Source organism: Bradyrhizobium sp. CCH5-F6 (assembly GCF_001556045.1).
Lineage (GTDB): Bacteria > Pseudomonadota > Alphaproteobacteria > Rhizobiales > Xanthobacteraceae > Bradyrhizobium.
On sequence record NZ_LSIC01000068.1, the window covers coordinates 1 to 19,667 of the forward strand.

The 19,667-nt window shown below is 65.1% G+C and carries 19 protein-coding genes; 9 read left to right on the plus strand and 10 right to left on the minus strand.

Features of this window, described 5'->3' with window-relative positions; translation table 11 throughout:
* The 5 genes from AX729_RS12355 to AX729_RS12375 all read right to left on the minus strand — a co-directional run.
* The coding region (locus AX729_RS12355; protein WP_156456907.1) for a HAMP domain-containing protein at positions 1-934 on the minus strand (934 nt) is incomplete at its 3' end.
* A 35-nt stretch (positions 935-969) separates the two neighbouring features.
* On the minus strand, positions 970-1,416 hold the full coding sequence (locus tag AX729_RS12360; protein WP_061023362.1) for a chemotaxis protein CheW: 447 nt from the start codon (positions 1,414-1,416) through the stop codon (positions 970-972).
* On the minus strand, positions 1,416-3,494 hold the full coding sequence (locus tag AX729_RS12365; protein WP_061023364.1) for a chemotaxis protein CheA: 2,079 nt from the start codon (positions 3,492-3,494) through the stop codon (positions 1,416-1,418). The genes AX729_RS12360 and AX729_RS12365 overlap by 1 nt, the downstream gene beginning before the upstream one ends.
* Positions 3,491-3,856 carry a response regulator gene (locus AX729_RS12370; RefSeq protein ID WP_061023366.1) on the minus strand — a complete coding sequence of 122 codons (366 nt, stop codon included), beginning with the start codon at positions 3,854-3,856 and terminating at the stop codon, positions 3,491-3,493. The genes AX729_RS12365 and AX729_RS12370 overlap by 4 nt, the downstream gene beginning before the upstream one ends.
* The gene (locus AX729_RS12375) at positions 3,856-4,179 is read right to left on the minus strand and encodes an STAS domain-containing protein (RefSeq protein WP_061023367.1); all 324 of its coding nucleotides are present in this window, start codon (positions 4,177-4,179) and stop codon (positions 3,856-3,858) included. The genes AX729_RS12370 and AX729_RS12375 overlap by 1 nt, the downstream gene beginning before the upstream one ends.
* Positions 4,180-4,428: 249 nt before the next feature.
* On the opposite strand from AX729_RS12375, the gene AX729_RS12380 reads away from it, so the two are divergent.
* The 3 genes from AX729_RS12380 to AX729_RS12390 all read left to right on the plus strand — a co-directional run bounded on the left by AX729_RS12380 (position 4,429) and on the right by AX729_RS12390 (position 8,576).
* On the plus strand, positions 4,429-5,553 hold the full coding sequence (locus AX729_RS12380) for an HD-GYP domain-containing protein (protein ID WP_061023369.1): 1,125 nt from the start codon (positions 4,429-4,431) through the stop codon (positions 5,551-5,553).
* Positions 5,554-5,738: 185 nt separating this feature from the next.
* Positions 5,739-6,407, plus strand: coding sequence for a hypothetical protein (locus AX729_RS12385; RefSeq protein WP_061023371.1), 669 nt, complete (start codon positions 5,739-5,741; stop codon positions 6,405-6,407).
* A gap of 18 nt (positions 6,408-6,425) precedes the next feature.
* Positions 6,426-8,576 (plus strand): CHASE2 domain-containing protein, encoded by a 2,151-nt coding sequence (locus tag AX729_RS12390; RefSeq protein WP_061023373.1) that lies wholly within the window; start codon positions 6,426-6,428, stop codon positions 8,574-8,576.
* A 196-nt stretch (positions 8,577-8,772) separates the two neighbouring features.
* Here the strand turns inward: AX729_RS12390 and pobA are convergent, their stop codons facing one another.
* Positions 8,773-9,945, minus strand: coding sequence for a 4-hydroxybenzoate 3-monooxygenase (gene pobA, locus AX729_RS12395; RefSeq protein WP_061023375.1), 1,173 nt, complete (start codon positions 9,943-9,945; stop codon positions 8,773-8,775).
* 50 nt (positions 9,946-9,995) lie between these two features.
* Between pobA and AX729_RS12400 the strand changes: the two genes are divergently transcribed.
* A complete protein-coding gene (locus tag AX729_RS12400) occupies positions 9,996-10,898 on the plus strand; it encodes a helix-turn-helix domain-containing protein (protein WP_061023377.1) in 903 nt (300 codons plus the stop codon).
* A 20-nt stretch (positions 10,899-10,918) separates the two neighbouring features.
* On the opposite strand, the gene AX729_RS12405 is transcribed toward AX729_RS12400, so the two are convergent.
* Complete coding sequence (locus tag AX729_RS12405) at positions 10,919-11,869, minus strand: DJ-1/PfpI family protein (RefSeq protein ID WP_061023391.1); 951 nt, start codon at positions 11,867-11,869, stop codon at positions 10,919-10,921.
* A 138-nt stretch (positions 11,870-12,007) separates the two neighbouring features.
* Here AX729_RS12405 and AX729_RS12410 point away from each other — a divergent pair, with 138 nt between their 5' ends.
* Both AX729_RS12410 and AX729_RS12415 read left to right on the plus strand, forming a co-directional pair.
* Positions 12,008-12,721 (plus strand): DJ-1/PfpI family protein, encoded by a 714-nt coding sequence (locus tag AX729_RS12410; RefSeq protein ID WP_061023378.1) that lies wholly within the window; start codon positions 12,008-12,010, stop codon positions 12,719-12,721.
* Positions 12,722-12,754: 33 nt separating this feature from the next.
* Positions 12,755-13,144 (plus strand): hypothetical protein, encoded by a 390-nt coding sequence (locus AX729_RS12415; RefSeq protein ID WP_061023380.1) that lies wholly within the window; start codon positions 12,755-12,757, stop codon positions 13,142-13,144.
* A gap of 67 nt (positions 13,145-13,211) precedes the next feature.
* On the opposite strand, the gene pcaG is transcribed toward AX729_RS12415, so the two are convergent.
* The gene (pcaG, locus tag AX729_RS12420) at positions 13,212-13,838 is read right to left on the minus strand and encodes a protocatechuate 3,4-dioxygenase subunit alpha (RefSeq protein ID WP_061023383.1); all 627 of its coding nucleotides are present in this window, start codon (positions 13,836-13,838) and stop codon (positions 13,212-13,214) included.
* Between the two features lie 5 nt (positions 13,839-13,843).
* On the minus strand, positions 13,844-14,626 hold the full coding sequence (gene pcaH / locus AX729_RS12425; RefSeq protein WP_061023385.1) for a protocatechuate 3,4-dioxygenase subunit beta: 783 nt from the start codon (positions 14,624-14,626) through the stop codon (positions 13,844-13,846).
* Between the two features lie 94 nt (positions 14,627-14,720).
* On the opposite strand from pcaH, the gene AX729_RS12430 reads away from it, so the two are divergent.
* The 3 genes from AX729_RS12430 to AX729_RS12440 all read left to right on the plus strand — a co-directional run bounded on the left by AX729_RS12430 (position 14,721) and on the right by AX729_RS12440 (position 18,583).
* Positions 14,721-15,650 carry a LysR family transcriptional regulator gene (locus tag AX729_RS12430; RefSeq protein ID WP_061023387.1) on the plus strand — a complete coding sequence of 310 codons (930 nt, stop codon included), beginning with the start codon at positions 14,721-14,723 and terminating at the stop codon, positions 15,648-15,650.
* A gap of 79 nt (positions 15,651-15,729) precedes the next feature.
* Entirely contained in the window at positions 15,730-17,034 is a 1,305-nt protein-coding gene (pncB, locus tag AX729_RS12435) for a nicotinate phosphoribosyltransferase (protein ID WP_061023389.1), read from the plus strand.
* Positions 17,035-17,275: 241 nt separating this feature from the next.
* Positions 17,276-18,583, plus strand: a complete 1,308-nt coding sequence (locus AX729_RS12440; protein ID WP_061023393.1) for a GGDEF domain-containing protein — start codon at positions 17,276-17,278, stop codon at positions 18,581-18,583.
* Positions 18,584-18,604: 21 nt separating this feature from the next.
* Here AX729_RS12440 and AX729_RS12445 read toward each other — a convergent pair.
* Positions 18,605-19,667, minus strand: a 1,063-nt coding sequence (locus tag AX729_RS12445) for a helix-turn-helix transcriptional regulator (protein ID WP_349643757.1), incomplete at its 5' end; no start/stop codon positions are given.

Below are 19,667 nucleotides of genomic sequence, written 5' to 3' on the forward strand. Positions count from 1 at the left end.
CGTTGTCGGCGTTCTGCTTCACGTTCGAAGCCATCTCCTCCATCGAGGAGGACGCCTCTTCCGCCGACGAGGCCTGCTCGGTGGCACCCTGCGAGAGTTGCTCGGCGCTGGCGGAAAGCTCCTGGCTGCCCGCAGAGACGTTCTGCGCCGCCGTCAGGGCCTCCGACACGACCTGCCGGAGCTTCTCCACCATGCCGTTCAGTGAACGAATGAGATCGCCGATCTCGTCGTTGCTGGCCGAGGGAATGGTCTGGGTGAGGTCACCGGCAGCGACCGCTCCTGCGAGGCCAACGGCGCGGCTGAGCGAGCGGCTGATGCTGATCGCCATCCACAACGCGGCAAGGACTGCTATCACAAGCGACACCATCACAAGCACGATGACGATCATCTGGGCTTTGGCAGCTTCTGCCCGCGTAATCTCGGCCTCCTCGGCCATGCTCTTCTTCGTGAACACGACGTAGGCGTCGATGGCGTCGACGGCCTCGGAAATCGCCTTCCGCCCTTCGTGCACCGTCCGATCGGCGGCCTTGGGCCGATCCGTCTTGATCAGCTTGATGGTCTGATCCTGCTCGTTGTTCATCTTGTCGTAGACGACCGCGAACTTCTCGAGCAGGCGCTTTCCGCCTTCGCTTGCAACGGCGTAGACTTCTTCTCTCAACTTATTGTTCGCCGCGCGCATCTTGGGGATGTCGGCGAGAAACATGTCGGTCTCGTTCTCGGCCGCGATGATCGCGTTCTTCTCCGCTCTCACCTGCGACAGAAGATTGATCTCGATCTGAGCGCCCATCTGCATGCGATTTGCACGCGAGATCAGTGCTTCGGACCCGCTTATCATGTCCGTAAGCTTGAGATATGCGATACCGCCCGCGACCATCGACAGGACGATGATCAGGCCGAAAGCGCTTGCCAACTTAGCTTTGACCGTAAACCGCATGTAGTGCCCCCAATAGCTTAGCGCGCCCGCAGGCTTCAATTCAGGATCCGTTCCATGTTCGGAACGATGACAAACTCTTCACGCCACTTGGTGATGAAGCGGATGTATTCCGGCTTCCAATGCATTCCGACCCGCGGCGTCTGCTGCACGTCGGCCTGAGATATCTCCGTGACCTCGTAGACCTTGTCCGCGGTGACGCCGACGAGAACCGGCTCGTTCTCGATCTCGATCTCGATCACGACGATACGCGAATCGGCCGAGCTGTCGGTCTGCGGCATGCCGAAGCGGATGCGCAGATCGGCGAGAGGGATGACGTTGCCGCGCACGTTGATCACGCTGGGCACGAAATCGCGTGCGCCTGCGACCTTCGTCACCGGCACCGGATCGATGATCTCCCGCACGAGACCGGCGTCGAGCGCGAACTTCTCGTCGCCGAGGCCGATCATCACGACCTGCATTGCGTCTGCCTGCTGCTGGTTCATCACGCCGCCTCACTGATGTGCTTCTCGACTTTCGACTGCGCCAGAGCGACGAGCTGGGCGACGTCCAGGATCAAGGCTGCCGTGCCGTCGCCGAGAATGGTCGCGCCGGAGAAGATGGTCACGTCCGAATGCAGCTTCGACAGCGACTTGATCACCGTCTGGTGGTTGCCGATGATCTGGTCGGCGACGAGGCCGACTTGCGTCTCGCCGGTCGAGATGATGATGGTCTTCTGGTGCTGGTCGGGCGTCCCCTCCACGGAGAGAATGTCGCGCAGACGCAGGAACGGCACGAGATTGCCGCGCACGTTGAGGAAGTTGCGGCCGCGCGAACGTTCGTCCTCGGCCGTCAGCTCGACGCACTCCTCAACCGCCGGCAGCGGAATGATGTAGCGGCCTTCGCCGACACGGATCAGGAGGCCTTCGATGATCGCGAGCGTCAGCGGCAGGCGCAGCGTCACGGTCGTGCCCTGGCCCGGCCTGGTCGACAGGTCGATCGAGCCGCGCATGTTCTCGATGGTACGCTTGACCACGTCCATGCCGACACCGCGGCCCGACAAGGCCGAGATGGTCTGGGCGGTCGAGAAGCCCGGATGGAACAGGAACTGGTGGATCTCGTGATCTGTCAGCACGGCGCCGGCCGCGATCAGCCCCTGCTCTTCCGCCTTCGCGCGGATCCGTGCGGTGTTGAGGCCGCCGCCATTGTCCTTCACGGTGACCAGCACCTGCGCGCCGGAATGCACGGCGGCGAGCTCGATGCGGCCCTGCTCGGTCTTGCCATTGGCAGCGCGCGTGGCGGTATCTTCGATGCCGTGGTCGATGGCGTTGCGGATGAGGTGCACCAGCGGATCGGCAAGGCACTCGATCATGGTCTTGTCGAGCTCGGTATCCTCGCCCGAGGTGACGAATTCGACCGGCTTGGACAGATCGCGCGACAGATCGTGCACCAGGCGGCGGAAGCGGCCGAACAGGGAGCCGATCGGCACCATGCGCGCACCCATCGTGGTGTCGCGCAAGGACGAGGCGAGGCGCTCGATCTCCTCGGCGATCATCTTGATTGAGAGGTCGGAGCCGGAGGCGGCGAGCTGGGTCAGCCGCGCCTGGGCGATGACGAGCTCGCCGACGCGGTCCATCAGCTCGTCGAGGCGCTCGGCCTGGACGCGAACGGTGGCGATGCCGCGCTCCTGCTTGGCGTCCTCGCGGCGCGCGGGTGCCGCCTCGCGCTTGATCTCCGGCTTCGCCTCGGATTGGGGCTCCGCCTTTGCGACGGGCTGCTCGGCGACAGCCTCCGCCACCGGCGCGGCCATTTCGGCGGTCGCCGGCTCGTCGTCGAGCAGTTGAAACAGCGGAGCCGGCGCGGGCGCTTCGGCGTGATCCAAGGGCGCGAGCGTGAGCTTCATCTCGTCCTGGACGAACATGAAGACGTCGTCGATCGCGTCCTTGTTGCAGGCCGCGTGCAGCTTGACGTCCCATTTCAGGTAGCAGTCTTCCGGCTCCATCTCGTCGAGGAACGGGACGCCGTCGGTAATCGGCACGACGAAGCAAGGGCCGAGCTTGCAGAGATCCTCCAACAGGTCGAGCGGATTCGAGCCGTTGCGCAGGATGTGGGATTCGAACTCCAGATGCAGGTGCCAGCCGGCCTGCTTGCTTCCGCCGGGCGCCAGTGGCGGCGCCTCGGCGATCTCGATGACCGCAGCGGCAGGCTGGTCGAACGAGACGAAGCGCTTGAGGTCGTCGAGGATGGCCTCGCCGATGACGTCGTCGGTCGACTGCGGATCCTCGATCAGCGCGCGGATGTAGTCCTTGGCCGCCAGCGCGACCGAGATCAGCTCCTGCGTCGGCTTGATCTCGCCCTTGCGGACGCGGTCGAAGGCGGTCTCGAATTCGTGGGTGAAGGAGGCGACCTTGTCGAAGCCGAACATGGCGCCCGATCCCTTGATCGTATGCAGGGCGCGGAAGGCGGAATCGACCAGTTCGCGGTCGTCGGGACGCTGACCGAGGTCGAGCAGGGCCCCTTCCAGAACCTCGAACAGCTCGCTGGCTTCCTGGCGGAAGATCTCGGTCGGATCCATCGCACTCATGCGCGCACCAGCTTGGCGACCACGGCGAGCAACTGCTCAGGCTTGAACGGCTTGGTGATCCAGCCGGTGGCGCCGGCGCTCTTGGCTTCCTGCTTCACCGTCTCGTTGGATTCGGTGGTCAGGAAAACGATGGGCATGCCGACCGCGCTCGGCAGCTTGCGCAGCGCCCGGATCAGCTCCAGACCGTTCATGACCGGCATGTTGAGATCGGTGATGACGAGATCGAGCTTGCCGGCTTGCGCCTTGGCGAGCCCCTGGGCGCCGTCGCCGGCCTCGATCACGTTGTGACCGGCCGGCTCGAGCACGACCTTGATCATCTGCCGGATGCTGGGGGAATCGTCGACCGTGAGAATCGTGGCCATCAGGTGCCATCTTTCTTTTGCGGGAAATGCTGATCGAGCATCGCCTCGCTGGCGAAGCCGGCGCGGCGAAGGGTGGTGCGCAGAGACTGCGAGAAGGAGGTCAGGATCACCGGACGGCCTTGGGCCTCACCCGTCTTGGCGGTCGACAGCAAAAGCTGGATCGAGGTCACGTCGGCCTTGTCGACGCTCGAGCAGTCGATCTCGAGCCGCTCCTGGCGGCCGAAGGCCTCGCGAATGAGCTCATAGACGTTGCGAATGGCTGCGATGCTGCAGTCCGCGGGTAACCGCAACGACCACTTAGGCTCCGTCGGATTGAGCGCCATTGCTGCCCCGCCTTTGCTAAAAATCCCGCTACACGTTTTGTTTGAGTCGAATGAGCAAATTCCTAACGCGAGCATCCGTACAACTACGGGTCACACTCTCACAGAGTTCGCGCGACTGCATGCAAACGTGCATGGCCTGCCGAAATCTCATGCGAGGCGCGCATATTCGCGGCGTGTCGGCGGCGCGTTTGCTTCGCGTTAAAGTAGCTTGGGTTATGGCTGGGCTTTCGAAGAGAGCACCGGCCACCGATGCTGACCCAAGCGCTCCTGGTTGATGACAGCCGTTCCGTCCTCAACTTCCTGAAACGTCACCTCGAGGCTGGAGGCCTGGTCGAGGCCACCGCCTTCCTCGATCCCGTGGAGGCGTTGGCTTGCGCGCGCGAGCGCGTCTTCGATCTGGTGCTGGTCGACTACGAGATGCCGCATATGGACGGCATCAGCTTCATCCGCGCCTTCCGCAACCTTCCTGGCTGCACCGACGTCCCGATCGCGATGGTCACCTCGCGTCAGAGCGATGACATCAAGATGGAAGCGCTGCAGGCCGGTGCAACCGATTTTCTGCCCAAGCAGTCACGAAGCGTCGAGATGACGGTGCGCCTGCGGAATTTAATTCAGCTTGGTGCAGCCGTACGCAAGCTCAACGACCGTGCCGCGCATCTGGCCAGCGAAGTCGCAGCGGCAACACGAAAGCTCGGCGAGCGCGAGGAGGAGATCATCCTGCGGCTCGCGCTCGCGGTCGAATACCGCGACAACGACACCGGCGAGCACACGCTGCGGGTCGCCAGGTACAGCCGCATCATCGCCGAGCAGCTCGGCCTGCCCGCCCGGCTCTGCCGCGACATCTATCTGGCCGCCCCCCTGCACGACGTCGGCAAGGTCGCCATTCCCGACAATGTCCTGCTCAAGCCAGGCAGGCTCACCGACGAGGAGATGGCGGTGATCAGGACGCATGCAACGATCGGCGAGCGGATCCTGGCCGATTCCAGCTGCGAGCTGATCCGGCTCGGCGCGGAAATCGCCGTCGGCCATCACGAGCGCTGGGACGGCGCCGGCTATCCGCGCGGCCTCAGGGCGGATGAAATCCCGGTCGCCGCGCGCGTGGTCGCGGTCGCCGACGTCTTCGACGCCCTGACGACGCGGCGGCCATATAAAGAGCCGATGGCCCTCGACGCGGCGCGCAATTACCTGATCGAAAACGCGGGCCGGCAGTTCGATCCGGCCTGCGTCGAGGCTTTCCTGTCGCGCTGGGACGAGGTGGTCGAGATCGCCGCCGGTCAGAAGACGATTTCGTTTCAGAGAACCGAGGCCCCTCTCGCTCCCGTCATCGAGAGTGCGGAGGAGATCCATCCGGCCGAAGCTGGCCCGGCCGCCTGACATCGTCAATCCGCCAACATCTTGCCGAAGCTCCATTTTTCTCCGGTCGCCGGTTTGAACCTGTTCCTGCTAGAGTGGGACCAATAACCAAGAGTGATTCTGGTCACACTTGCCCGGGCGCCCTGCTGCTAGGCAGTGAACCGGGACGGGGCGGCAGAGCATCGTCGAATTGGATGAGAATTCCCATGAAAAGCCTGATCGGCGCCTGTGTCGGCGCGTTCTTTCTTGCGGCCCCCGCTTTGGCGGAAACTCCAGCCGCCATCGTCGAGGACGTCCAGGGCAAGGTCGACGGCATCGCGTTCATGGACTATGTGGCGCCGGGCAAGATCATCAAGCTCGGGCCCAAGGCAAGCATCACGCTCAGCTACCTCAAATCGTGTGAGCGCGAGACGATCAGCGAAGGCGTCGTTCTGGTCGGCACCGAGCAGAGCACCGTGCAGCTGGGCGAGGTCAAGCGGGAGAAGGTGCCCTGCGATACCAACGCGGCAAGACTGCCGGAGCGCCAGGCGAACCAGAGCGCCGCAACCACCTTCCGCAACGTGCGGTCGGACGCCAAGACCGCCCCGTCCAGGCTGCCGACGCTCTACGGCGTCGCCCCGCTGGTGCAGGCCAAGATCGGGAGTACGCTGATCATCGAGCGCACCGACGGCAAGGAGCCGACGATTACGGTGCCGCTCAAGGGCGATGCCATGATCGGGGGCAAGTTCTATGACTTCGCCAAAGCCGGGAAGTCACTGACCCCGGGCGGCAGCTATCTCGCCATCGTCGGTGCCAAGCGCTACACCTTCCAGATCGATGCCAGCGCGACCTCGTCGCCGACGCCGATCATCGGCCGCCTGCTGCGTCTCGAATAGACGGCCGGCGACGGCACGATGCGGCGGATCGGCAGGCGCGACATCGTTGCAGCACTCCTGACTGCAATCATCGCGGGCGCCGCCCTGACGTCTCCGCCCCTCCACGCGCTGCAAGGCCTGTCGCTCGACATCCTCACCGCGATGCGCGGCAAGCTGCCCGGCGACCAGCGGTCTCCCGCCACGTCGCCGGTCGTCGTCGTGGCGATCGACGGCGAGACCTACGACACGCCTCCCTTCAAGGGATCGCCGACGCAGACCTGGACGCGCGAGATCGGCCGGGTGCTCGGAAGCATCGCCGAAGGCGGCGCCAAGGTGATCGGCTTCGACGTCATTTTCAAGAACTCGATCGAGCAGTCCGAGATTCCGTTCGGCGACGGGCCGCTCGGCGCCCGCATGCGGGGATTCGACCGGGACTATCTGATCGCACTGCGGCAGATCTCCGACACCGGCAAGCTGGTGCTCGGCGAGATCCTGAGCAACGACCATCCAGAACCACCCTACCGTGCGCAGCAACTGGCGGTGCGAAACAACGTCCGCGCGCTCAACGTCCATACCGACGCGGACGACGTCATCCGGCGGATGCCCCTCACCTTCTCCATCGACGGCAAGCCGGTGCCCGCGATGGCCGTCGAGCTCGCCGCGCGCGCACTCGGCACGAAGCTGGAGATTGCGCCATCCGGGACGGCCGAGCTGGCCGGCTACGCAATCCCGGGTGTCGTGCCGAACACGCTGACGCTGAATTTTCGAGGCCTCAGCCGCGACGTTCCGACCTTCTCCTTCGCCGATCTGCGGGCCTGCGTCGAAAAGGGCGACCGCGATTTCTTTCGGCGCGCCTTCGACGGCAAGGTCGTTCTGCTCGGCACCATCCTCAATTTCGAAGACCGCAAGCTCACCTCGATGCGGCTGTCGGGCGCATATGACGGCACGCCCGGGCCGCGATGCGCCCTGCCTGCACCCGCGGGCGCCGTGCAGAAGGCCCGCAGCGACGTCGCCGGCGTGTTCGTGCACGCCGCTGCGGTTCGGAACCTGATCGAGCGCGACGCCGTGACCGAGCTCGGCTTTCCCGGGCGGACCATTCTCACCATCCTGTTCGCGGCAATCATTGCCTGCGCGGCCTGCATGCTCGCACCGGGCGGCGCACTGGCTGCATGGTTCGGTCTCACGGTCGTCTACGCGGTCGGCGCCGTCAGCGCGTTCATCCATGCACTGGCGCTGCCGCTGACGGAGCCGGCGCTGGCCGGCCTCGCCGCGCTCGCGATCATGATCGGCTACCGCTTCGTTCTGGCCGATCGCGACGAGCGCTTCCTGCGCAAGAGCTTTGCCCTTTACCTCGCACCCGAGGTCATCGAGACCATGGTCGCCTCCGGCAAGATGCCGGCGCTCGGCGGCGAGATGCGCAACGTCACCATGTTCTTTTCCGATCTCAGCGGCTTCTCCTCGATCGCGGAGAACATGACGCCGGGCGAACTGGTGACGCTGATGAACGAATATCTGTCGGCCATGACCGACATCGTCGAAAGCCATGGCGGTTACGTCGACAAATATATCGGCGATTCCATCGTCGCCATGTTCGGCGCGCCCGCCGACGATCCCGCGCACGCGCGCAACGCGGTTCGTGCCGCGCTGAAGTGCCACGAGAAGCTGGCGGAGCTCAATGCCGGCCATCCGGCTTTCGCCGGTCACGGCCTGTCGCATCGCATCGGACTCAACAGCGGCGAGGCCGTGGTCGGCAACATCGGCTCACGGCGCCGCTTCAACTACACCGTGATGAGCGATACCGTGAACGTCGCCTCGCGGCTCGAGGGCGCCAACAAATATTACGGCACCGCGATCATGGCGTCGGAATCCACGATGGCGCAGACCGGCGACACATTCTCCTGGCGCGAGCTCGATTCGATCAGGGTGATGGGGCGCGGCGAGGCGATCAGGGTGTTCGAGCCGCTGGCGGAGAAGGACGCCGGGAGCGACGAGCAGACCAGGCTGGCCGCGGCGTATGCGGAGGGGCTGGCATGCTGGCGCAGACGGGAGTTCGCGAAGGCCGCTGACGCGTTCGATCGGGCCGCCAAGATCGACCCGGCGTCGGCACTGTTTGCCGAACGCGCGCGAGCGCTCATCGCAAATCCACCACCGCCGGATTGGACACCAGTCAACACGCTGGAAGGGAAGTAGCATAGCCAGCCAAATGCGCCGACTTGCCCTCTCCCCTTGTGGGAGAGGGTGGCTCGCCGCGATAGCGGCGAGACGGGTGAGGGGTCTCTCACCGCGCACGACTCTCTTGCATTAATGCTCGTGGATGAAGACCCCTCATCCGGCGCTTCGCGCCACCTTCTCCCACAAGGGGAGAAGGGAAGGCGTCTCGCGTCCCCTAGAACGGCAGGCCCACGTAGTTCTCCGCGAGCAGGCGCTGCGCCGTCTCGGACGAGAGCAGATAGTCCAGCTCCGTCTGCTGAAGCCGGTCCTCGTAGTCGAGCCGGTCGGGGAAGCGGTGCAGCAGCATCGTCATCCACCAGGAGAAGCGCTGCGCCTTCCAGATGCGGGCGAGCGCCTTGGCGGAATAGCCTTCGAGACCGGTATCGTCGCCGCTCTGATAGTGCGCGAGCATCGCGTGGTAGAGATAGTAGATGTCGGACGCGGCGCTGTTCAGGCCGCGCGCGCCGGTCGGCGGCACGATGTGGGCGGCATCGCCGGCGAGGAACAGGCGGCCATAGCTCATCGGCTCGGCGACGAAGCTGCGCAGGGGCGCGATGCTCTTCTCGATCGACGGTCCCGTGATCAGGCGGCCGGCGACCTGCTCCGGCAGGCGGCGCTTGAGCTCGGCCCAGAACGCATCGTCGCTCCAGTCCTCCACCTTGTCGGCCAGCGGCACCTGGATGTAATAGCGGCTGAGCACCTGCGAGCGCAGCGAGCAGAGCGCGAAGCCGCGCTCGTGCTTGACGTAGATCAGCTCGGGCGACACCGGCTTCGTGCGCGACAGCACGCCCAGCCAGCCGAACGGATAGACCTTCTCGTATTCGCGTAGCACGTCCTTCGGGATCGACCTGCGGCTGACGCCGTGAAAACCGTCGGCGCCGACGACGTAGTCGCAATCGACGCGGACGATGTCGTCATTCGAACGATAGGTCACGTAGGGACGGTCCGACGTCAGGTCATGCGGTGTCACGTCCTCCGCGTTGTGCACGACCTTGCCGCCGAGCCGGTCGCGCGCCTCGTAGAGGTCGCGCGTCAGCTCGGTCTGGCCGTAGACCAGCACCGAATTGCCGCCGGAATGCCTGTGCAGATCGATATGGGACAGCATGCCGTCATGGGCGATCTCGAAGCCCCGGTGGATCTCGCCTTCGCGGTCCATCCGCTCGCCGCACTGCGCCTCGCGCATCAGCTTTGCAAAACCGTGCTCGAGCACCCCGGCGCGGATGCGGGCGAGCACGTGGTCGCGGCTGTATTTCTCCAGCACCACCGTGTCGATGCCCTTGAGGTGCAGGAGCTGGGACAGCAGCAGCCCGGACGGCCCACCGCCGATGATACAGACCTGAACTTTCATTTTTGCGTCCTCCCGTCGGCACTTTTTTGCAGATTAGGCGCTGCAAACCGATGGAGGGTTTCGCCTTTGTCTTGTACTATTCGAACATGAAGAACGCCGCCCCTGCACCGCAGATACGCGTCTACAATCTGTTCGGCGAGTCCGGCGATCTGCCGGACGTCGTGCATTGCGAAACCATCGCGTCGCGCTCGGTGCTGCACGATTGGACGCTGGCCGTGCATCGCCATGCCCGGCTGCACCAGGTGCTGCTGATCGAGCGCGGCGGCGGCGAGGCGACGCTCGACGGACGCGTGGTGTCCCTGAGGCCGATGCAGATCGTCAACGTGCCCGTCGGTCACGTCCACGGCTTCGGCTTCGAGCCGAATACGCAAGGCTGGGTCCTGACCATCGCCGCGGAAATCCTCGACGAGGCGCTGCTCGCCGCCGAGGGACTGCGGGGCGCCCTGTCGCAATCCGCGGTGGTGCGTGGCACGCCGCAGATTCGCGCGATGATGAAGCAGATCTTCGCCGAGCATGCCGCGCGCGACTTTGGCCGGGCCCATGTGCTGCGCGCGCTGTCATCGGCCATGATGGGGCTGGTCGCCCGCGCGCTTCAAAGCGAGAGCGGCGGCAGCGGCACGGCGCAAACCGGACTGTTTCGCCGCTTCGAAGCCCTGCTGGAGCAGCATCATCTGGAGCGCTGGAGCGTGGCCGACTATGCCGGGGCCCTGTCGATCACGCCCACTCACCTCAACCGGGTGACGCGCGCGGCGACCGGCGACACCGCCTCGCATCTGATCCTCAATCGCCTGATCCGCGAGGCGCGGCGCAACCTAGTCTACACCAACCTGCCGGTGTCCACGATCGCCTATGCGCTGGGCTTCGAGGATCCCGCCTATTTCAGTCGCATCTATGCCGCCGCGACGGGCCTGTCGCCGCGCGCGTTTCGCGCACGGCTCCACGGCGGCGAATAGAACACTCGACCAAATCGGCTTCAGGCGCCGAACCGGCGGCGATAGTCCTGCGGCGCCGTTGACAGCACGCGCAGGAAGCTGCGGCGCATGGTCTCCTCCGACCCAAAACCGCAGCGCTGGGATATCCGCTTCACCGGCAGGCGCGTCTCCGACAGCATCCGTCGGGCGGCCTCCACCCTCAGCCGTTCGATTGCGCGCAACGGCGTCTGTCCGGTCGCTCTGGCATAGTGCCGGCTGAAACTGCGCTCGCTCATGCCGGCCTGATTGGCCAGTCTGGACAGTGAGAGATCGCCGGCGAGATGCTTGCTGATCCAGTCGTGCAGCGCGCCGAACTCGTCCTCGGCCGACTGCAAGGACAGCGTCTCGCTGAACTGCGCCTGCCCTCCCGGCCGCTTGAGGAAGACGACGAGGTAGCGTGCCACCGCCAGCGCCGTCGTGCGGCCCAGATCTTCCTCCACCAGCGCCAACGCAAGGTCGATGCCAGCCGTCACGCCTGCCGACGTCCACATGGCGCCGTCGCGCACGAAGATCGGATCGGATTCGACGCGCACAGCGGGGAACCGCCGCGCGAGCTCGGCGCAGTATGACCAGTGGGTCACCGCGCGGCGTCCGTCGAGCGCACCCGTTGCACCGAGCAGGAATGCTCCGGTGCAGACTGACGCCACACGGCGCGCCTTCCTCACGCGCCGGCGCAGCCAAGCGAGCAGCGCCGGATCGGCAGCAGCGAGGTCAACGCCCGGGCCGCCCGCGACCACCAGCGTGTCTAGCGCGGCGGTGCTGCGCGGCAGCGCATCGGTTACGACTTCCAGCCCGGACGAAGCCGCCACGCGCGAGCGATCCTTTGCCACGACACGCAGGACATAAGGTGCGGTTCCGCCGGCCTGCACGACCTGCTCGTTGGCGGTCGCGAACACCTGGAGCGGCCCTGTCACATCCAGCAACTGCACCGCCGGATAGGCGAGCACTTCGATGACGCGGGCCGCTTGGGGCGCGGCTGGACGCACGGGGTGGGACCGCAAGCTTGGCGGGAAACGAGGGGACTTTGGCATCTCAGCCACAGCCTGACCCGTTACGTTGCCACTGTCCAGCTACGAATTGAGGGCGACCCCATGATCCCACCAGAGACGCACCTGCAAATCGGATCCCTGCTGTTCGACGGCCTCGACCAAATAGATCTGACTGGCCCCTTCGAAGTGCTCTCGCGTATTCCGAACACGACCTATCGCGTCTACGCCAAGACGACTGACCCTGTCCGCGACGTCAAGGGCCTGCGATTGACGCCAGATGCAACGCTCGCAGCAGCACCCAAGCTCGACGTGCTGCATGTGCCCGGCGGCTTCGGTCAGGAAGCCCTGATGGAGAACGAGGAGATCCTGGCCTGGATCACGCAGCAGGCAGCGGGTGCGCGCAGCGTATTTTCGGTTTGCACCGGCGCCCTGCTGCTCGGCGCAGCCGGATTGCTTAGGGGACGGCGGGCAACGACCCATTGGGCATCGTTCCATCTGCTGCCGCTGCTCGGCGCCATTCCGGTCAACGAGCGCGTCGTGGTGGATGGGACCTGGATCTTCGCCGCCGGCGTCACCGCCGGAATTGACGGCGCACTACGGCTCGCTGCCGAGCTGCGCGGCGACGACACCGCGCGCGCGATCCAGCTCTACATGCAGTATGCACCCGAGCCACCGTTCGACAGCGGCACGCCGGAGCGCGCGCCCAGCGCCATCCTCGATCAGGCAAGGCGCGCGGTGGCCGACATCACCACACAGCGCGAGGCGACGGCCCGGCGCGTCGCGTCGCGACTTGGGATTGCCACCACTCGAGATTGATTTCCAAAAGACCTCACATCCGCGAGACAAACAATGAGCACGAAGACCTTCACCAAGACGGCGCCGCCGGAATGGCTGCTCGCGATGTGGAGAGAAATCGACGACAAGACCTTCGGCACGGGTTTCGACTGCTTCGCCGAAGATGCGATCTGCAATCTCGGTGTCGCGGACTGGCACGGCCGTGAGACGATCCGCACTAATCTTCGGCAGTTCGTCGATCGGGGCTTCACCGCGCTCCACGATGTCATCGAGTACTGGGACAGCCCCCTGCTCAAGATCTTTCGCGGCGAGGTGTCAATGCGTTTCGACGATCCCAACGTCGCGCCCATGCGGCCGACGATGGTCCATTTCTTCTACATGGACGAAGGGGATCCCACCAAGGTCAAGCACTGGATCGGGGCCGTCGGACCGACGGGATTCTAGCCTGCGACATTCGCCCCATGGCGACGAGGGGATCGGCCTCATCTTTCGGTGAGGCCGATCGCACGGGTCACACGTCGAAGAACACCGTCTCCTCCGGTCCCTGCAGATTGATCGTGAAGGAGTACACGACCTTGCCGGCGCGCTCGCTGCGCGTGGCGATCAGCGTCTTGCGGCGGACCGGCTGCTCGATCAGGTTGAGCACGGGGTCGGCGGCATTGGCCGCCTCTTCATCCGAGAAGTAGAGTCGCGTGTTGAGGCCGATGTTGATGCCGCGCGCGACAATCCAGACATTGATGTGCGGCGCGCATTTGCGGCCCGCCTTATCGGCGATCGCGCCGGGCTTGACGGTTTCGAAGGTGACGAGGCCGGTATCGAAGTCGGAGCCGGCGCGGCCCCAGCCGCGAAACTCCCCCTCCAGCGCGCCGCTCGATCGGTCGGCCGGATGATTGTAGCGTCCGGCCGCATTCGCTTGCCAGATTTCGAGCAGAACGTCGCGCAGCGGCGTGCCGGTGCCGTCGAGCACCTTGCCCTCCAGCGTGATGCGTTCGCCCTTCGTGTTCGGCGTGACCAGCACGTTCGAGAAATTCTTCTCGAAGATGTCGAAGCCGGCCATCGCCGGGATCAGGCCGATATGGACGTAGGGCCCGGCCGTCTGCGAGGCGGTTTCCTTGAGATAGTTGAGCGGCTGCGGCATGGACTTCAGTTCCCCGCGGTTCGATTTTCGAAATAGGTGGATCGCTGGCCGCGCAGGACGATGTCGAAGCGGTAGGCGAGCGAGTCGAAGGGCGTCGAGGCGTTGAGGTCGAGCGGCGCGACGAGGCGGTCGAGCGCATCCTTGTCCGGGATCGTCGTCAGGATCGGGCAGACCGGGATCATGGGATCGCCCTCGAAATACATCTGCGTGATCAGCCGCTGCGCGAAGCCCGAGCCGAACACCGAGAAGTGGATGTGAGCGGGGCGCCAGCTGTTGACGTAGTTGCGCCAGGGATAGGGACCCGGCTTCACGGTGCGGAAATAGTAATAGCCGGTGTCGTCGGTCAGCGCGCGACCGCAGCCGCCGAAATTCGGATCGATCGGCGCCAGATAGGTGTCCTTCTTGTGCCGGTAGCGGCCGCCGGCATTGGCCTGCCAGAACTCGACCAGCGTGTTCGGCACGCCGCGGCCGGTCTCGTCCAGCACGCGGCCATGGACGACGATGCGCTCGCCGACGGGATCGCCGTCCTTGGCGTAGTTGCGGATCAGATCATTGTCGAGCGGCCCGAGATCATTGTGCCCGAACACCGGCCCCGTGATCTCCGAGATCGAGTTCTCCAGCGACAAGAGCGCCTGGCGCGGCGAGCGCAGCACCGAGGATTTGTAGCCCGGCGCATGGGCCGGCGGGTGGATGGAACGATCCCGCTGGAAGAAGGCGCCGTCGCGGGGGGTGAACGGCTCGGGACGGTTGAGGCGGGGATCCTGCAAGGCTGGCGCCTGGGCATTCATCGGCGTTGTCTCTCCCTGTGGCGCCCGGTCCGGGCGCGCGGCTTATCGAGACATCATGGGACGGTCTATTCTCAAGATAAATAGATCGATTATAATGAATTACATGAAGGAAATCGATCATTTGGCCCTCGACGGCCACGCTCTCGAGCTGTTCCTCGCCGTGCTGGAGGAGGGATCGGTGACGGCAGCCGCCACACGTCTGGGCCTGACGCAATCTGCCGTCAGTCACGGCTTGAACAAGCTGCGGCGCATCGCCGGCGATCCGCTGTTCGCCAAATCCGGCCGCGGCATCGTCGCCACCGCGCACGCCCAGGCCCTCGCGGCGAAGGCGCGCGCGCTGATCGACGAGATGCGCAGCTTTGCCGGCGGCGTCAGCTTCGAGCCGCCCCGCGCGCAGCTTTCGCTGACGATCGCCGCCAACGACTTCCAGCGCGACCTGCTGCTGCCCCGGTTCTTCGACCACGTCGCCGCACGGGTGCAGAGCCTGAACCTGCGCGTGATCCCCTCGCAATCGCCTTCGCCTGCGATGCTGCGGGAGAACCGCTGCGATCTCCTGATCACGCCGCTGCCGCCGTCCGGCGTCGACATCGTGCAGAAGCGGCTGCTGAGGGATCACTACGTCTGCTACTACGACGCGAAGGCACGTGCCGCGCCGGCCGGCCGCAACGCCTATCTCGCGGCGCGCCACATCACCGTCGTCTACACCGACAACGAGCGGCTCGACTTCGACCGCCGGCTGGCAGCGAACGGGCTCCACCGCGACATCGCGATCTCCGTGCCGAGCTTCTCCGGCGTGCCGTCCTTCCTGCGCGGCTCGCAGATGCTTGCGAGCATGCCGAGCCTGCTCGCGTCCGGCGTGATGCGCGGCTTCGCGCAAACGCCGATACCGCTGGCGTCCCGCACCCGAACCCTGGCCGAGCTGCCGATGTTCATGGTCTGGCACCAGCGCTACCAGAAAGACCCGGCCCATCGCTGGGTCAGGAGCCAGCTCGAGGCCGTCGCAGCGACGGCCGCCAAGTCGTGATGTCCGGGGCCCGCTTCCGCAAGACTGGGCCTCTCCAAACCCACTGGTTGCGCAACGGGAGCCGCGCTAAAATCCCTTCATGACAGTGACCGACATTGCGAGCCGAACCTATAATCACAGCTGGCGGCTGGATCCCATCATCCGCAGCCTGCTTGATACCGACTTCTACAAGCTGTTGATGTTGCAGTTGATTCGGGAAGATTACCCGGGTCAGCAGGTGACCTTCTCGGTCATCAACCGCTCGCGCCATGTGCGGCTCGGAGAGATCATCGACGAGGGCGAGCTGCGCGCCCAGCTCGACCACGCCCGCACCATCCGTTTCAGCAAGAAAGAGCTGATCTGGCTTGCCGGTAACACCTTCTACGGCAAGACCCACATGTTCTCGGCGGACTTCATCCGCTGGCTGGCGGAATTCCGCCTGCCCGAATACGAGCTGCGCAAGGTCGAGGGCCAGTACGAACTGCATTTCCACGGACCGTGGACCCACACCACGATGTGGGAGATTCCGGCGCTTGCGATCCTCAACGAGCTGCGCTCGCGCGCGGCGATGAAAGGCCGCGGCCGTTTCGAGCTCGACGTGCTCTATGCCCGCGCCAAGGCCAAGCTGTGGACCAAGGTGGAACGGCTGCGCAAGCTCGAGAGTTTGCGGCTGTCCGATTTCGGCACGCGCCGCCGTCACGGCTTCCTCTGGCAGCGCTGGTGCGTGGAGGCGGTGAAGGAAGGCCTGGGCTCGTCCTTCATCGGCACATCCAACGTGCTGCTCGCGATGGACAACGATCTCGAAGCCATCGGCACCAACGCGCATGAGCTGCCGATGGTCGCCGCCGCGCTCGCCAGGGACGACGAGGAATTGCGCTGGGCACCCTACCGCATTCTCGACCAGTGGCGTCAGACCTATGGCGGCAACCTCCTGATCGCGCTGCCCGACGCTTTCGGCACGAAGGCCTTCCTGCGCGATGCGCCGGAATGGGTCGCCGACTGGACCGGCTTTCGTCCCGACAGCGCGCCGCCGATCCAGGCCGGCGAGGAGATCATCGCCTGGTGGGAGAAGAAGGGCCGCAATCCCAAGGACAAGCTGCTCGTCTTTTCCGACGCGATGGACGTCGGCTCGATCGAGGAGACCTATCACCACTTCTCCGGACGCGTGCGACTCTCCTTCGGCTGGGGCACCAACCTCACCAACGACTTCGTCGGCTGCACGCCGGACGGCTCGTTCAATCTCGATCCGATCTCGCTGGTCTGCAAGGTCTCGTCGGTCGACGGCCATCCGGCCGTCAAGCTGTCCGATAATCCGGAGAAGGCGACCGGCCTTCCCTCGGAGATCGAGCGTTACCTGCGCGTATTCGGCGATGCCGGCCGCGTGCGCAAGCCGGTGCTGGTGTAGCACGGACCCAATTCTCTCGATCGGCCAAGCCGCGCAGGATGAATGCGCGGCCTTGGTTCGCGAAGACGCGACCGTCCCGTTTCGCGGCATTTGAAGCGATTTTCCGGCACGGGCTTCACGACGGCTTCACCCTGCGACGGAGTCCTCCGCGCCATTCAGGCCGAGTTAAGCAACCATCCCCTCTACTTGGCGTTGCAGGCGCAACGCTCCGTTGGGATCGTTGATCGACTTGGGGAACAAGGTGTTTCGCAGAACAGCGACGTCGGCGGAGGGACACTGCTTCCTTCACGTCATCAAGCTCGTGTCGCCTTTCGTGATGGTCGTCGTGCTCCAGGCGGCCGTCGCGGGATTCAGCCTCGAGGTGATGTCGTCGGTCCGCGCCTATGTCGCGGGCGAAGCACTATGGTCGCGCTCGCAGAAGAACGCCGTCTATTTCCTCAACCGCTATCTGCATTCGGGGGAGGCCAGCCAGTTCGCGGAATACCAGGCCGCGCTCGCCGTTCCCATCGGGGACGAGTTCGCGCGCTGGGCGCTCGAGCGCGATCCGGTCGACGTCGAAGCCGCCCGCATCGGCTTCCTGCAGGGCGGCAATCATCCCGATGACGTACCCGGACTGATCTGGCTGTTTCGCTACTTCAACCGCGTCAGCTTCCTCCAGGAAGCGATCCGCGAATGGGCGGCCACGGATCCGATGCTGCTGGAGCTGAGCGTGTTCGGCGAGGTGATCCGGTCCGAGCTGGAGAACGGTCCCATTGAAGACGGCCGACTGCAATTCCTGTCGTCGCGGCTGTCGGAGCTCAATAGCCAATTCACGGTGCATGCCAAGCGGTTCTCCACCGTCCTGGGCGAAGGCTCTCGCGCAATCAAGTTGACGCTGACTTGCATCAACATCGTCACCGCGGCGGCGCTGATCCTGCTTCTGATCTGGCATACGCGGCGGCTTGTGCTGCAACGGCGGGCGTTCGAGGACGCGTTGCACGCCGAGAAGGAGCGCTTGACCTGGCAGGCGTCGCACGATTGGCTGACCGGCCTGTCCAATCGCCGTGCCTTCGAGGCGCGCCTGCAAAGCGAGCTGGACGGTGCAGCGGCGGGTGCAGTGGGCCTTATCCTGCTCGACCTCGACCAGTTCAAGAGCGTCAACGACACGTGCGGACACCTTGCCGGCGACCGTCTGCTCTGCCAGGTCTCCCGCCTTCTGCAACAGGACCGGCATGCCCACGACATGGTCGCGCGGCTCGGCGGCGACGAGTTCGGGCTGATCCTGCCGCGATGCTCGCCATTCGACGCCGTCGATATCGCCGAGCGACTGCGCAGATCGCTCGAGCTGTTCAATTTCGCCTGGGACGATCGTTGCTTTGCGGTGACCGCGAGCATCGGCGTGACGTGCATCACCGAACGCAACACCACGCTCGAGGACGCGATGCGGCGCGCGGATGCCGCCTGCTACCGCGCCAAGGAAAAGGGACGCAACCGCGTTCAGGTCGACGGCGAGCGACCTGGGATCATCGCGGCAGCCCGGCCGCGCGAAGCGGTAGCGGCGCGAGGCTGAAGACCGTCCGATCCTGCTTGGTCACGACGACCTGGACCGATCTTCGCGCGGCGACCGGCCGCGCATATCGCCTGGCGTCATGCCGAACCGGCGCCGAAATGCGCGATGAAAATAGGACGCGTCGTTGAAACCCGCGAGATAGGCAATGTCGCTCACCTTGCGCGACCGGTGCAGCGGATCGCGGAGCAACCTCGCCGCTCGGATCAGCCGCTGCTCCAGGACGAACTCGGAGAACGTCGTGCCGGTCCGCTCGAACAGCATCTGGACATAGCGCGGGCTGACGCGGTTGCGCTGGGCAAGTTCGGCGAGACCGAGATCACCATCGGCGAGCCGAGCGAGCACGTCCGCCTTGACGGCCTCGAGTCGCACCGCAGCCAGCCCGCGATCCTTCGCGAGCTGAGCTTCGTCGCGACCGGCGCCGAGAGCAAGCACGACGAGATCGGTCAGGTGTTCGGCCGCGGCATTCCTCGCCGTGGCGTCGAGCCCGTGGGCGTTCTCGATCACCAGATCGTAGTATCCCTGCAACAGCGTCATGACACCGGCATCGGCGTTCACCGGCCTGGCGATCAGATCCTCCGCATGACGGCAGAGCTCCAGGAGCACCTTTCTGCCGATGAAGATCGACCTGAAGCGCCCTTCGGCGAGTTGCGACACATGCGCGCCCACATGGGCGGCATCGGCCAGGCCTACGGTCATGGGTGCGAGGTCCAGCGTCCTGTTGCCGACCGCAATGCGCATCGGCGCATCGGAGGCCAGCACCAGGGCAAGCGCATGATCCGCGTCGACCTTATTGGCGACGAACCGCATCGGAGTCGCGAACGCGCCCGTCATCTTCACACATGGCAACGGCAGCGCCGCCACCTCGCAACGCATCGCTCCCTGCGTGAGCGGCACGGCATCCCTGGTCATCACGCGACGGCAGAACTCTTCGCGCCAGCGCTCATATTCGACGCCGCTGGGCTCGCCGGCGTAGCCGAACCGCCGCACGTCCACATCTGGCCCGACCTGCATCATGACCTTCTCCGTTTCACCTGCAGTTTCGGACAGGTCGCTCCTCCGCGCAATCGCGATGTCGGCGGGAGTT